This window comes from Loktanella atrilutea (assembly GCF_900128995.1).
In the GTDB taxonomy this organism is placed as follows: Bacteria; Pseudomonadota; Alphaproteobacteria; order Rhodobacterales; family Rhodobacteraceae; genus Loktanella; species Loktanella atrilutea.
Genome location: NZ_FQUE01000004.1, coordinates 245,952 through 258,380, shown reverse-complemented (window position 1 = coordinate 258,380; position 12,429 = coordinate 245,952). Strand labels below are relative to the sequence as shown.

Annotated in this window: 12 protein-coding genes; 4 read left to right on the top strand and 8 right to left on the bottom strand. The window is 68.4% G+C overall.

The genetic code is table 11. The features are described from left to right. The first annotated feature begins 23 nt into the window (after positions 1–23). Positions 24–791: an adenosylcobinamide-GDP ribazoletransferase gene (locus BUA54_RS10995; protein ID WP_072857299.1), complete on the top strand. Its 768-nt coding sequence runs from the start codon at positions 24–26 to the stop codon at positions 789–791. Between the two features lie 132 nt (positions 792–923). Here BUA54_RS10995 and BUA54_RS10990 read toward each other — a convergent pair whose 3' ends face one another. Together BUA54_RS10990 and BUA54_RS10985 are read right to left on the bottom strand one after the other, a co-directional pair. Next, the gene (locus BUA54_RS10990; RefSeq protein ID WP_072857298.1) at positions 924–1,691 is read right to left on the bottom strand and encodes an FG-GAP repeat domain-containing protein; all 768 of its coding nucleotides are present in this window, start codon (positions 1,689–1,691) and stop codon (positions 924–926) included. After that, positions 1,691–2,014: a 2Fe-2S iron-sulfur cluster-binding protein gene (locus BUA54_RS10985; protein WP_072857297.1), complete on the bottom strand. Its 324-nt coding sequence runs from the start codon at positions 2,012–2,014 to the stop codon at positions 1,691–1,693. Before BUA54_RS10985 ends, BUA54_RS10990 begins: the two co-directional genes overlap by 1 nt. Positions 2,015–2,166: 152 nt before the next feature. Between BUA54_RS10985 and BUA54_RS10980 the strand changes: the two genes are divergently transcribed. Beyond that, positions 2,167–2,676 carry a peptidoglycan-binding domain-containing protein gene (locus tag BUA54_RS10980; protein ID WP_072857296.1) on the top strand — a complete coding sequence of 170 codons (510 nt, stop codon included), beginning with the start codon at positions 2,167–2,169 and terminating at the stop codon, positions 2,674–2,676. A gap of 61 nt (positions 2,677–2,737) precedes the next feature. Here the strand turns inward: BUA54_RS10980 and BUA54_RS10975 are convergent, their stop codons facing one another. The 6 genes from BUA54_RS10975 to rpiA form a co-directional block, all read right to left on the bottom strand. Beyond that, entirely contained in the window at positions 2,738–4,357 is a 1,620-nt protein-coding gene (locus tag BUA54_RS10975) for a Do family serine endopeptidase (RefSeq protein ID WP_084114325.1), read from the bottom strand. Between the two features lie 155 nt (positions 4,358–4,512). Beyond that, positions 4,513–5,631: a protease modulator HflC gene (gene hflC / locus BUA54_RS10970; RefSeq protein WP_072857294.1), complete on the bottom strand. Its 1,119-nt coding sequence runs from the start codon at positions 5,629–5,631 to the stop codon at positions 4,513–4,515. Then, a complete protein-coding gene (hflK, locus tag BUA54_RS10965) occupies positions 5,631–6,812 on the bottom strand; it encodes an FtsH protease activity modulator HflK (RefSeq protein ID WP_072857293.1) in 1,182 nt (393 codons plus the stop codon). Before hflK ends, hflC begins: the two co-directional genes overlap by 1 nt. 76 nt (positions 6,813–6,888) lie before the next feature. Continuing rightward, complete coding sequence (locus tag BUA54_RS10960; protein WP_072857292.1) at positions 6,889–8,379, bottom strand: FAD-dependent oxidoreductase; 1,491 nt, start codon at positions 8,377–8,379, stop codon at positions 6,889–6,891. 91 nt (positions 8,380–8,470) lie between these two features. Further along, on the bottom strand, positions 8,471–9,772 hold the full coding sequence (locus BUA54_RS10955) for an Nramp family divalent metal transporter (RefSeq protein ID WP_072857291.1): 1,302 nt from the start codon (positions 9,770–9,772) through the stop codon (positions 8,471–8,473). A gap of 88 nt (positions 9,773–9,860) precedes the next feature. Next, positions 9,861–10,649 carry a ribose-5-phosphate isomerase RpiA gene (gene rpiA, locus BUA54_RS10950; protein WP_072857290.1) on the bottom strand — a complete coding sequence of 263 codons (789 nt, stop codon included), beginning with the start codon at positions 10,647–10,649 and terminating at the stop codon, positions 9,861–9,863. Positions 10,650–10,801: 152 nt separating this feature from the next. On the opposite strand from rpiA, the gene BUA54_RS10945 reads away from it, so the two are divergent. Then, positions 10,802–11,902, top strand: coding sequence for a type III polyketide synthase (locus BUA54_RS10945; RefSeq protein ID WP_084114321.1), 1,101 nt, complete (start codon positions 10,802–10,804; stop codon positions 11,900–11,902). Beyond that, a complete protein-coding gene (locus BUA54_RS10940; RefSeq protein WP_072857289.1) occupies positions 11,899–12,417 on the top strand; it encodes an isoprenylcysteine carboxyl methyltransferase family protein in 519 nt (172 codons plus the stop codon). The genes BUA54_RS10945 and BUA54_RS10940 overlap by 4 nt, the downstream gene beginning before the upstream one ends. The last annotated feature ends 12 nt before the right edge of the window (positions 12,418–12,429 follow it).

Below are 12,429 nucleotides of genomic sequence, written 5' to 3'. Positions count from 1 at the left end.
CCCTGCCAAGGACCGCACGGCCCATGCCCAAGGACGACGCCCTCGCGGCGCCCACCGACCTGCTTGCGGCACTGGGGCTGCTAACGCGGCTGCCGGTGCGGGTCGATACGGACCGCGCCGTCGCCCGCGGCGCGGGTGCCGCCTGGGCCTGGCCGCTGGTGGGGCTTTGCGTCAACGGGTTGGCGGCGATCGTTGCGGGTCTGATGCTGTGGATCGGGCTGCCGCCCGCCATCGCAGCGCTGATGCTGATCGCGACCCAGATCGTCGTGACGGGTGCGATGCACGAGGACGGGCTGGCCGACAGTGCCGACGGTCTTTGGGGCGGCTGGGACCGGGCCCGTCGCCTTGCCATCATGAAGGACAGCCAGATCGGCACCTACGGTGTGCTGGCCCTCGGCCTCTCGCTTCTGCTGCGCTGGCAGCTCTGGACGCTGCTATTGGTGGCTGGCGCACCGCTCTGGACGGTGGCCGTCGCGACCGGGGTCCTCAGCCGGGTGCCGATGGTCGCCCTCTCCCACGCCCTGCCGCCCGCCCGCGATGGCGGTCTGGGGCGGAGCGTCGGCCGCCCCGGTCGCGGCACCCTCGCTCTGGGGGGCGTGTTGTCCGCCTGCATCGCCATCGTCTGCCTTGGCCTGACGGCCGTGCCGGTCTTTGTGACGATCACCCTTGCCACGACCCTCTGGGCCCTGATCGCCCGGGCGCGCATCGGTGGCCAGACCGGCGATATCCTTGGCGCCGCGCAGCAGATCGCGGACGTCACCGCGCTTATGACGCTCGCCGCGCTGGCCTGAGGGCGCGGAGGCGACCCGGCGCGCCGCATCAGCGCGGGCTTCTGGCCGCGGCGGCGCCGGATCGCCCGGTTTCCGTCTGCATCCACATCCGGTTCTGCGGCAGGGCCGCAGGCGGTCGAGGCAGAAAGTGCCCTATCCCCCGCAGCGCAACGCGGCCGACAGGGCGTCCGGCCCCATCGGCCCCAGATCGCGCATGACGGCGCGGTCGCCCGCGATCCGCATCGCCACGACGCGGGACCATCCGGCATCGGCGGTCACCGCCTCGGTCCTGCCGTCGCAGGTGCGGATGCCGCCGGTGATGGTCCTGTCGCCGATCCGGTGGTTGGTCAGGCCGGGGACGCGGTAGGCCTCGGTCAGACTGGCACCGTCGAACCGCCAGATCCGCAGGACGCGGTCAAGGTGCGGGCGGTCGATGTAGGCGACCTCGATCCGGCCGTCGCCGTCAAGGTCGCCGGCCCCCACGGGCGCCAGCCAACGGTGTGTCCGGCCGATGTAGGGCGTGGCAGCCAGCAGGGTCAGCGCATCGTCGCGCAGACCGTAAAGCGCCAGTTGCGCCCCTTCCGTCAGGCTGCTGCGCACGACGATGACCTCGTCGCGGCCGTCGCCGTCCAGATCGGCAAGGCGCGGCGCGGTATCCTCGAAGACGTGACCGGCACCGGCGGCGACTGTGACGACCGGGCAATCCCTGCCCTGCACCTGCACGGTCAGCATCGCCGCCTCGACCGCATCGCCGAGGATGCCGTGATCGTAGATCGTCGTCGCACCGGCGAACCATGCGGCCGCCAGATCGGCCCCGCCGCGCACCAGACTGGCGGGAAAGTCGAAGGGCCGTGGCGTGTCGCAGGCCGCAACGGGGGCCGCCAGGCAGGCCAGCAGACCCGCGGCGACCCCGGTGCGCATCAGATCTGCTTTTCGGGCATCTGCACGCGCAGACCGTCCAGATCGTCGCTGACCTTCAGCTGGCAGGTCAGGCGCGACCGTGCCGGATCGGGCTTGTAGGCAAAGTCCAGCATGTCTTCTTCCATCGCGTCCTTGGCCGGCAGGCGGTCCACCCATGACGGATCGACGTAGACGTGGCAGGTCGAACAGGCGCAGGCACCGCCGCAATCGGCCTCGATCCCCGGGATGCCGTTGTCACGCGCGCCCTCCATGACCGTCATGCCGGTCTTGACCTCGACGACGTGCTCCTTGCCGCCATGCTCCACGTAGGTGATCTTGGCCATCCGATGTTCCTTTGTGCCTTCGCGTTTCGCATGTTCTAAAGACAATGGTTGCGACCTGCCAGTCACATTTCCCGGCTGCCGGGGCGTGCGGCACCGCGTCGGCCTATCGCCGTCCCCCCGCAGCCGCTAAGCCTTGCACCGAAGGAGTTCCGATGCGCCACCTGATCCATGTCCTGCCACTGGCCCTCGTCGCCTGCACGGGCGCGCCGCCGCGGGACGCGGTGGCCCCGGCAGAGATCGTCGTGTCGCTGGGCGAGATCGAGACCGATGTCACGGGCCGCTGCTTTGCCACGACCGCCGGCCCGACCCGGACCGAAATCGTCGACGAACTGATCGAGGTCGTCCCGGAGGTGCGTGCCGCCGACGGCAGCGTCGCCAGCCCGCCCGTCTATCGCACCGTATCGCGGCCCAGAACCGTGTCCACCGGCCCCGGCCAGCGGTTCGAGACGGTCTGCCCGCCGGTCTATACGGTGCCCTTCGTATCCAGCCTGCAACGGGCGCTGCTGATCCGCCGGGCCTACGACGGGCCGATCACCGGGCAGTACGACGACGCGACGAGCCTTGCGGTGCAGATGTTCCAGCGCCCGGATGGCATCGACAGCCCGCTGCTGGGGGTGGATGCGGCCCGGTCGCTGGGCATCGTCGCGGTGCCGCGCAGCTGACACGACGACGCCCTCCCATGCGGGGAGGGCGTCGTTAAGTTCGGCGTCGCGCCTGACGGAATCAGTTCTGATCGGTGCCGTCGTCCGGCTCTGCCGGGCCCGTATCGTCCAGCGCCAGTGCAAGGAACCGCGGGTTGCCGTCGCGACGGACCAGCAACAGCAGAGATGTCTGCCCCGCTTCGGTCGCGTTGTCGATGCGGGCCTGAAGCTCTTCCGGCGTGGTCACGGGCTCCTGCCCCGCGTCGGTGATCAGGTCGCCTTCGGCCAGCCCCTTGGCGCCCGCGTCCGAGTCCGGATCGACGGCGGTGATGACAAGGCCCGCGCGATCGTCGAGGCCATACTGCTCTGCCAGATCGGGCGTGACCGGAGAGACGGTGAGGCCCAGCATGTCCTGCGTATTGTCCTCCGGCTCCGGCGCGGTGTCGGAGGCGGGGAAGGCCGTCGCCTCGTCCGTCTCGCGGCGGCCGAGGGTCACGTCGATCATCGTCTCCTTGCCGCCGCGCAGCACCCGCATCGGGATCGTGGCGCCGACGGCGGAGTTGCCGACCATGCGCACCAGTTCGCGGGTGTCGGTGACATCGGTCCCGTCATAGGACAGGATCACGTCGCCGGACAGCAGGCCCGCGTCCTCTGCCGGGCCGGGGGGCACGTCGGTGATCAGCGCGCCGCGCGCACCGTCGAGGCCGTCGATGGCGCTGACCATGTCGGGGGTCACGTCCTGAATGCGGACGCCCAGCCAGCCGCGGCGGGTTTCGCCGAATTCCTGCAACTGGTCGACGACGTTCGACACAACCGCCGCGGACATGGCGAAGCCGATGCCGATGGACCCGCCGTTGGGCGACAGGATCGCGGTGTTCACGCCGATCACCTCGCCGTCCATGTTGAACAGCGGCCCGCCCGAGTTGCCGCGGTTGATTGCGGCGTCGGTCTGGATGTAGTCGTCGTAGGTGCCCGACAGCGCCCGGTTGCGCGCCGACACGATGCCGGCAGAGACCGAGAAGCCCTGCCCCAGCGGGTTGCCCATCGCCAACACCCAGTCGCCGACGCGGGCGCCGGTGGCATTGCTGTCACCGAACTTCACGAACTGCAGCGGGTCGTCGTATTCGACCTTCAGCAGGGCGATATCGGTATTGGTATCGGTGCCGATCAGCGTCGCCGGCAGCTGTTCCGGCGGCTGGCCGTCGCCGGGAAAGAACTCGATCTCGATCTCGTCGGCGCCGTCGATGACGTGGTTGTTCGTCACGATGTAGCCGTCGGCCGAGATCACGAAGCCGGAGCCCAGCGCGCTGGACCGGCGCGGCTGGCCGCCGGGGCCGTTCTGCAGGTCGTTGAAGAAATCCTCGAACGGCGATCCGTCCGGCACGATGCCCTGCGGCCCCTCGCGTTGGGCGACGGTGGTCGAGGTGGTGATGTTCACGACCGAAGGGCTGACCTGCGCGGCCAGATCGGCAAAGGTCAGCGGACGGCCCGCGACGGCACCCGGCAGCGCCTGCGTGGTATCCGCGGTCGTGGTTTCCGGATTGACCTGCGCGAACCCCGGCAGGGCCTGCGCAAGGACGAGTGCTGTGGTCAGCGCCAGACCGGTCAGGACGGGGCGGGGATCGGCGCGGTGTTGGACTTTGGCCTGTGACCTCACGGGGCGGACTCCTTGGATGATGGACGCGACAGCGGTGCTTTGCATTGAACCTAGGCCGCAAAGCGTGCGTCGCAAAGTCTGAATGCGGACGCTGAACGGAACGTGACCTTTTGCCTCGAACGGCGCCGGATCGTCGTCCCGGGCGTGAAAAGGGCCGGTAAGATGACCGGCCCTTCGTCTTGCGGGCGACAGGCCCGCGATCAGTTGACCGGAGCGGCGGCGCCGGCGTCGGCGGGGGCCGGATCGGCCGCCGCCTCGGTCTCTGCCCCGGTCTCCGGCGTTGTGTCCGGCGATGTGGCGGCCGGTGCGGATGCAGGTGCCGGCTGCGCTTCGGCGGCAGGGGCGGCCGGCGTGGCCTCCCCGGCAGAGGCTTCAGGCTCCGACGTGGCCGGCGTCTGCGCGGTGCCCTCGGCGGGTGCGGCCGGTGCGGCGGCGGCGGTCTGGTTGGCGGTCTGGCCCTGATCGGACTGAAGGTAGTTGAAGAACTCCGAATCCGGGCTCAGCACCATGGACGACCGACCCTGCTGGGCGAAACGTTCGTAGGCGGTCATCGAGCGATAGAAGGCAAAGAACTCCGGGTCCGCACCGAAGGCATCGGCAAAGATCGCGTTGCGCTCTGCGTCCGCCTCACCGCGGGTGATGTCCGCCTGACGCTGCGCGTCCGACGTCAGTTCCACCACGGTCCGGTCGGCGGCGGCACGGGTGCGTTGCGCCGCCTCGTTGCCGCGCGCCACCTCGTCGGCGGCCTCGCGGTCACGTTCCGCGATCATCCGCTCGTAGGTGGCGTTCAGGTTTTCCGGCGGCAGGTCGGTGCGCTTCAGCCGCACATCGATGACTTCGAGCCCCAGTCCCCGCGCCTCTGCGATGGCGTTGTTGCGGATGCGCAGCATCAGTGCGGCACGGTCCGTCGACAGGATGTCGTTGGATGCCACGGTGCCCAGCACGTTGCGGGTCGTGTCCCGCAGGATGCCGTCCAGACGACGGGCGGCGACTTCCTCTCCGCCTGCGCCGACGGCCTGCCGGAACTGGCGCACATCGACGATGCGGTAGCGGGCGAATGCGTCGACGACCAGACGACGGTCATCCGACGGCGTGACTTCCAGCGGGTCGAGGTCGCGGGACAGGATCCGGTCGTCATAGCTGACGACGTTCTGGATGAAGGGGATCTTGAAGCCGAGGCCCGGGTCCTCCTTTACCTTCACGATCTGGCCGAATTGCAGGACCAGCGCCTTTTCCCGTTCATCGACGATGAAGACGGACGAAATGGCGATGACGAAGACGACCAGCAGGACCGGCAGCAGATAGATGGATTTCCGCATCAGTTCGTCCCTCCGGTCGTGGTCGCGGCGGCGGCGGGCGCGGCGCTTTGGGTGTTGCGCGGCGCGTTGGCGCCCAGTTCGTTGAGGGGCAGATAGGGCACGACGCCCTGACCGCTTCCGTTCTCGTCCAGCAGGATGATGTCGGTCTCTCCCAGCACCTTCTCCATGGTTTCCAGATAAAGCCGCTTACGCGTGACCTCCGGCGCCTTGGCGTATTCCGTCAGCACGGCAGAGAAGCGGCTCGCCTCACCGGCGGCCTCGTTCACGACCTGCGCCCGGTAGCCTTCGGCCTGTTCGATGGTCTGCGCGGCCTGACCGCGGGCCTCGGCCTCGACCCGGTTGGCGTAGGCGTCGGCGACGTTCTGCAGGCGGTCACGTTCCTGCTCGGCGTCCTGCACCTTGCGGAAGGACGCGATCACCGGCTCCGGCGGGTCGGCCTTGTCGAAGTTCACGCGCACGATGTTCACACCGGATTCGTAGCTGTCGAGGGTGCTCTGGATCTCGCTCTTCAGGCGTTCGGCAATCGCGCCGCGGTCGCGGTTGAGGATCGGGGCCAGCTGGCTTTGCGCGATGATCTCGCGCATCACGGATTCAGAGACCGCCTCGATCGTCTGTTCCGGATCGGCGAGGTTGAACAGGTATTTCTGCGGATCGGTGATGTTCCAGACCACCTGAAAGTCGATGTCGACGATGTTCTCGTCCCCGGTCAGCATCAGGCCCGCGTCCATGCCGGACCGGCTGGTGCCGATGTCGATCGACCGTTCGGAGGTGACGGGAATCACCTCTCGCGTGACGACGGGCCAGGGCGCGAAGTTCAGGCCGGGGCCGTTGGTGGACATGTAGTCGCCCAGCAGCAGCTCGACCGACTGTTCCTCGGGCTTGACGGTGTAGACAGAAGCCACGACCCAGGCCACGACGACGGCCAGCACGCCAAGGCCGATGGTGCCGCGCGTCAGGCGGGGTCCGCCGCCGCCGGTGCCGCCGGACCCGGTGCCACCGCCCCGTCCGCCCATCAGCACGCGCAGCTGTTCCCGGCCACGGTTCATCAACTCGTCGATTTCGGGAATCTGAGGCCCCTCGCCCGGTCGGCGGGGTGGCCGTGGTGGCGGTGTCTTGCCGCCGTTGCCGCCCCGGTTGTCGTCGCCGCCGCCCCCCCAGGGGCCCCCGTTGTTGCCTGCCATCGTGTGTCAGTCTTCCCTGGTGTTACGATCCTGTTCGGACCCGTTCATCTGCAGATCGGGCCACCGGCCCGGAAATTCAAGTTGTACGCGCCGGCTTGCGCATCGTCACAAGCTCTTCGGCCATGGTCGGATGCACGGCGCAGGTGCGATCGAAATCCTCTTTCGTGGCCCCCATCTTGATCGCGATGGCTGCCAGCTGGATCATCTCTCCCGCGTGGTCCGCGACGATGTGACACCCCAGAACCCTGCGCGTCTCGCAGCTGACGACCAGCTTCATCAGCACGCGCTGCGGCGCATCAAGGAAGGCGGTCTGCATCGGGCGGAAGGCGGTGGAATAGATCTCGACCGGCTCGCCCCGCGCGATGACCTCGTCCTCCGTCTCGCCCACGGTGCCGAGTTCCGGCTGGGTGAAGACGGCAGAGGCGATCAGTTCGTGGTCCACAGGCGTCGGGTTGCCTTTGAACACCGTCTCGACGAAGGCCATGCCCTCGCGGATCGCGACGGGCGTCAGCTGCACCCGGTCGGTCACGTCGCCGATGGCGTAGATCGAGGGCACGTTGGTCTGGCTGAATTCGTCGACGACGACCTCGCCCTTGCGGCCGAGGGTGACGCCTGCCTTGTCCAGCCCGAGGTTGCCGGTGTTCGGTGCGCGGCCCGTGGCGAAGAGGACGTGGTCGAAGACCTTTTCGTCGCCGTTCGTCGCCCGGGTCCAGACCGGCCCCGCGGCACGGCCGTCGGTGAAGCTCTTGGGATTGCCGGCCAGCGCGTTCTCCTCGCTCGCTGGCGCGCGCATCGTCGTGGTGGCACCGGCGGCGGCGTCGGAACCGGTCGGCGTCGGGCCACGCGGCGCGGCATCCGCGGGGCAGAGTTCGGTGATCGTGGTCCCGGTGTGCAGGTCGATGCCGCGGTGGCGCATGGATTCCGCCAGCAGGCCCCGCGCCTCGTCGTCGAAGCCCTTCAGGATCTGCGCGCCGCGATGATACATCGTCACATTCACGCCCAGCCCCGCCATGATGCAGGCGAATTCGCAGGCGATGTAGCCGCCGCCGATGATCAACAGCGTCCTGGGCAGTTTCTCCAGCAGGAACATGTCGTTGGACACGATGCCCAGATCGCAGTTCTCCATCTCGGGGCGGGTCGGGTGGCCGCCGGTGGCGATCAGGATGTGCTTGGCGGTGACCGTCTTCCCCTCGCCGAGATCGATCGTGTGCGGGTCCGTCAGGACGGCGCGGCAGTCGTGGATATCGACCGACGAGCCCTTCAGCAGGTTGCGATAGACGCCTTCCAGCCGGTCGAGTTCATCGTGCAGCTTGCCCCGGAAGCGGGTCCAGTCGAAGTCGCCCAGCGTCGCGTTCCAGCCGTAGCCCTGCGCCTCTTCCACCCGCTCGGCGTAGCCGGAGGCATAGACCATCAGCTTCTTGGGGACGCAGCCGCGGATGACGCAGGTGCCGCCCATCCGCGATTCCTCGGCGATGCCGACCTTTGCGCCGGTCTCGGCGGCCATGCGCGCGGCACGCACCCCGCCGGAGCCGCCGCCGATGACGAAAAGGTCGTAGTCGAATGACATGGAAAGGCCCCGTGATGTAAATTCCGCGGTCAGCCTAGACGCAACGCGCGGGAAAGGCCAACGCCCCCGTGCGCGAAAGTGTCAGGCCGGATCAGTTCGTCATGAACGGAATCGGCAGCCCCGCGACATCGGCCAGCAGGACGGCGTTCAGCGACAGCACGAGGGCCGCGGCGGCGATCGCCAGTCCGCGCAGCAGCGGACCGGTGGCGAAGTCGCCCATGACGCTGCGGCGCCCGGTGAAGATGATGAGCGCGATCATCGGGATTGGCAGGGCGATGGACAGCACGACCTGGCTGGCGACCAGCGCCTCTGTCACGTTGACCCCCATCGCCACCACGATGAAGGCGGGGGCCATGGTGACGATGCGCCGCACCAGCAACGGGATGTTCAGCCGGATGAAGCCCTGCATGATCATCTGTCCCGCCATAGTGCCGACGACCGACGACGAGACGCCGGAAGCGATCAGGCTGATCAGGAAAGCCGCGGCGGCAAAGCTGCCCAGCAACGGCGTCAGGGTGTGGTAGGCGGTCTCGATCTCGGCCACCTCGGGGTTGCCCGCATGAAAGGCGGACGCCGCCATCATCACCATCGCGATGTTGATCATGCCCGCCACCGCCAGCGCGACCACGACCTCGATGTTCGAAAACCGCAGCACCTTGGCGCGTTCCACGTCGTTGTGGATCTTGACCCGGTGCTGTGTCAGGCCGGAGTGGAGGTAGATCGCATGGGGCATGACCGTGGCCCCGATGATGCCGACGGCAATCGTCAGGGCCGCCATGTCGGGCATCTGCGGCAGCACGGCACCGCGCGCCGCCTCGCCCCAGGCGATGGGGGCGATCAGCAGCTCGGCCAGATAGCACAGACCGATCACGCCGACGAGGGTGCCGACCAGCAGTTCCATCGGACGAAAGCCGCGGTTTTCCACCAGCAGCAGGCCATAGGTCACGATGGCCGTGATCCCCATGCCGACCATCAGCGGCAGGTTGAACAGCAGCGCAAGGCCGATGGCGCCGCCCAGAAACTCTGCCAGATCGGTGGCCATGGCCGCGATTTCCGACACGATCCACATGAACAGCACGGTGGGGCGCGAGAATCCGTCGCGGCAATGCTCTGCCAGATTCTTGCCCGAGACGATGCCCAGCCGCGCCGACAGTGCCTGGAACAGCATGGCGACGAGGTTGGCCGTGACCACGACCCACAGCAGCGCATAGCCGTAGCCCGCCCCCGCCTGGATGTTGGTCGCGTAATTGCCGGGGTCCATGTAGGCGACCGAGGCGATGACCGCGGGCCCCGCGAACACAAGCCACGACCGCGGCCCCTTCAGCCGCCCCGCCAGCACATCGGCCATGCGCTGCGAGGTGCGGTCCGTGAGGGAGGTGCTGGGCGTGGACATGGCGGGACCGGACCTTGGAATGAGAATGGTTCGCAGCACCATATGCGCCGCGCCGGTGCCCGCGTCCAGTGTCCGGGTGGTTCGGCCGTCAGTCGTCCAGATCGGCGAAGAGGTTGTCGCCGTCGAGGAAGTCATAGCGCGTCTCGTCGGTCTCGCCCTTGTTGATGTCGTGGACCTCGACCCGGCCGTCGGCGTAGCCCGTGACCACGATATCGCAGATGTCGATGAACAGGCCGTTTTCCACCACGCCGGGGATCTGGTTCAGCACCAGCGCCAGTTGCCGGGCGTTGCCGATCCGGTTCAGGTGCAGGTCGAGGATGTGGTTGCCCTCGTCCGTGACGAAGGGCGACTGCCCGTTCATCCGCAGCGTCGCGTTCGATCCCATGACGTCGAGGCCGATCAGCGCCTCCTCGACCAGCACCTTCGAGGTCTGCCAGCCGAAGGGGATCACCTCGATCGGCAGCGGGAAGGCGCCCAGCGTCTCGACCTTCTTGGACACGTCGGCGATCACGACCATCCGGTCGCTGGCGGTGGCCACGATCTTTTCCTGCAGCAGCGCACCGCCGCCGCCCTTGATCAGGTTCAGTGCGCCGTCGTATTCGTCGGCGCCGTCGATCGTCAGGTCGAGCCATTTCGCCTCGTCGAGCGAGATCACCTCGATGCCGACGTCGCGCGCCAGTTCGGCCGTGCGGGTCGAGGTCGGCACGCCCTTGATCCGCAGGCCGTCGTCGCGCACCATCTCTCCCAGACAGCGCACCAGCCACGCGGCGGTCGATCCGGTGCCGAGGCCCAGCGTCATCCCGGTTTCCACGTAGTCGCAGGCGCGGCGGGCGGCCACGAACTTGGCCTTGTCGATGGGGGACAGGTCGGCGGGCATGGGCAGGCTCCTTTTCATCACGCAGGTGTTATAGGCCCCGCCCCCCCTGCAGGCGAGGGGGAAACGTGCCTGTCCCGGAACCGTCGCGTCGGGCGCCCGGAACCGGGCGCGACCGGCCGACGTTCCCTTACATCGCGCGAGAGGTTCTTTACATGTTGCAACAGGTTTCCCCGCTGGACCGCACGTCATACGGCACGCGGCCCGGCACGGTGCTTCGGGGTATCGGCACCGCAGTTCCCCCTCATGCCCTGCCGCAGTCCGAGGTCCTGGATCAGGCGCGACGGCTGCTTGCGCCGAAATATCCCTTCTTCGAGAAGATGGTGCCCGCCTTCGAGAACGCGGGCGTCGATACGCGCTATTCCGTGATGCCCCTGTCGTGGTTCGCCGCGGATCATGGCTGGGCCGACCGGTCCGCCGCCTACATGACCGGTGCCAGGGCGCTGTTCATCGCAGCGGCGACGGACGCCCTGCAGGCGGCCGGGATCGCGGCGGATCAGGTGGATACCATCGTCACCGTCTCCTCGACCGGGATCGCGACCCCGACGCTGGAGGCGCAGGCCCACCGCGAGATGGGGTTCCGCCGCGACGTCCGCCGCGTGCCGGTCTTCGGTCTGGGCTGCGCCGGCGGCGTGTCCGGACTGTCCATCGCGCGACGGCTCGCGGCGGCCGATCCGGGCAGCACCGTCCTGATGGTCACGGTCGAGACCTGTTCGCTGTCCTTCCGCACCGACCGCCTGCAGAAGGCCGACGTGATCGCGACCGTCCTCTTCGGTGACGGCGCCGCGGCGGCGGTCATCGGCAGCGGCACCGGCGACGGCGGAGAGGTCGTCCTGCACGAGGGACACGAGCACCTTTTTCCCGATACCCTGCCGATCATGGGCTGGGACGTGGACGACACGGGCCTTGGCGTCATCTTCGACCGGTCCATCCCCGGCTTCGTGGCAGAGGAATTCCGCCCGGCCGTCCTGTCGATGCTGGCCGAGGCCGGCATTCCGCTTGACCAGATCGACCGTTTCGTCTGTCACCCCGGCGGCACCAAGGTGGTGGAAGCGATCGAGGCGACGATGCAGCTGACCCCCGGCGCGCTGGACGCGGAACGCGCCACTTTGCGCGACTTCGGCAACATGTCCGCGCCGACGGCGCTCTTCGTGCTGAAACGGGTGCTGGCGGCAGGGCAGACGGGCCGGCTGGCGCTTTGCGCGCTGGGGCCGGGGTTCACCGCGTCGTTGCTGCCGATCACGGTGACCGCGTGACCACCGGAACGGCGCTGTTCCTGGGGTTCATCGTCCTGCAGCGGCTGGGCGAGCTTGTCATCGCCCGCCGCAACACCGCCCGCCTGCTGGCCCGCGGCGCGCGCGAGGTCGGGGCGGGGCATTATCCGGTCATGGTGGCCCTGCATACCGCCTGGGTGCTGGCGCTGCTCGTCTTCGGCTGGGACCGGCCGCTGCACATGGGTTGGCTGGCGCTTTACGCCGTGCTGCAGGTGTTCCGGGTCTGGATCCTCGGCACGCTCGGATCTCGCTGGACGACCCGGATCATCGTGCTGGATGAACCGCTCGTCGCACGCGGTCCGTTCCGGTTCATCCCGCATCCCAACTACACACTGGTGGTGGCAGAGATCATCGTGGCCCCCATGGTGCTGGGCCTGACTTGGGTGGCGCTGGTCTTCACTGTGCTGAACGCCGCGATGCTCTGGCACCGGATCGGGGTGGAGGATGGCGCCCTGCGGGGCAAGGGCCGGTTCGCCGATGGCCGTGCCCGCCCGTAACACGTCGCTTTC

What these genes read in the sequence shown, in the direction of transcription:
- BUA54_RS10995 (WP_072857299.1), top strand. Translation starts at nt 24, where the DNA reads ATGCCCAAGGACGACGCCCTCGCGGCGCCCACCGACCTGCTTGCGGCA.
- BUA54_RS10990 (WP_072857298.1), bottom strand. Translation starts at nt 1,691, where the DNA reads ATGCGCACCGGGGTCGCCGCGGGTCTGCTGGCCTGCCTGGCGGCCCCC.
- BUA54_RS10985 (WP_072857297.1), bottom strand. Translation starts at nt 2,014, where the DNA reads ATGGCCAAGATCACCTACGTGGAGCATGGCGGCAAGGAGCACGTCGTC.
- BUA54_RS10980 (WP_072857296.1), top strand. Translation starts at nt 2,167, where the DNA reads ATGCGCCACCTGATCCATGTCCTGCCACTGGCCCTCGTCGCCTGCACG.
- BUA54_RS10975 (WP_084114325.1), bottom strand. Translation starts at nt 4,357, where the DNA reads ATGCAAAGCACCGCTGTCGCGTCCATCATCCAAGGAGTCCGCCCCGTG.
- hflC (WP_072857294.1), bottom strand. Translation starts at nt 5,631, where the DNA reads ATGCGGAAATCCATCTATCTGCTGCCGGTCCTGCTGGTCGTCTTCGTC.
- hflK (WP_072857293.1), bottom strand. Translation starts at nt 6,812, where the DNA reads ATGGCAGGCAACAACGGGGGCCCCTGGGGGGGCGGCGGCGACGACAAC.
- BUA54_RS10960 (WP_072857292.1), bottom strand. Translation starts at nt 8,379, where the DNA reads ATGTCATTCGACTACGACCTTTTCGTCATCGGCGGCGGCTCCGGCGGG.
- BUA54_RS10955 (WP_072857291.1), bottom strand. Translation starts at nt 9,772, where the DNA reads ATGTCCACGCCCAGCACCTCCCTCACGGACCGCACCTCGCAGCGCATG.
- rpiA (WP_072857290.1), bottom strand. Translation starts at nt 10,649, where the DNA reads ATGCCCGCCGACCTGTCCCCCATCGACAAGGCCAAGTTCGTGGCCGCC.
- BUA54_RS10945 (WP_084114321.1), top strand. Translation starts at nt 10,802, where the DNA reads ATGTTGCAACAGGTTTCCCCGCTGGACCGCACGTCATACGGCACGCGG.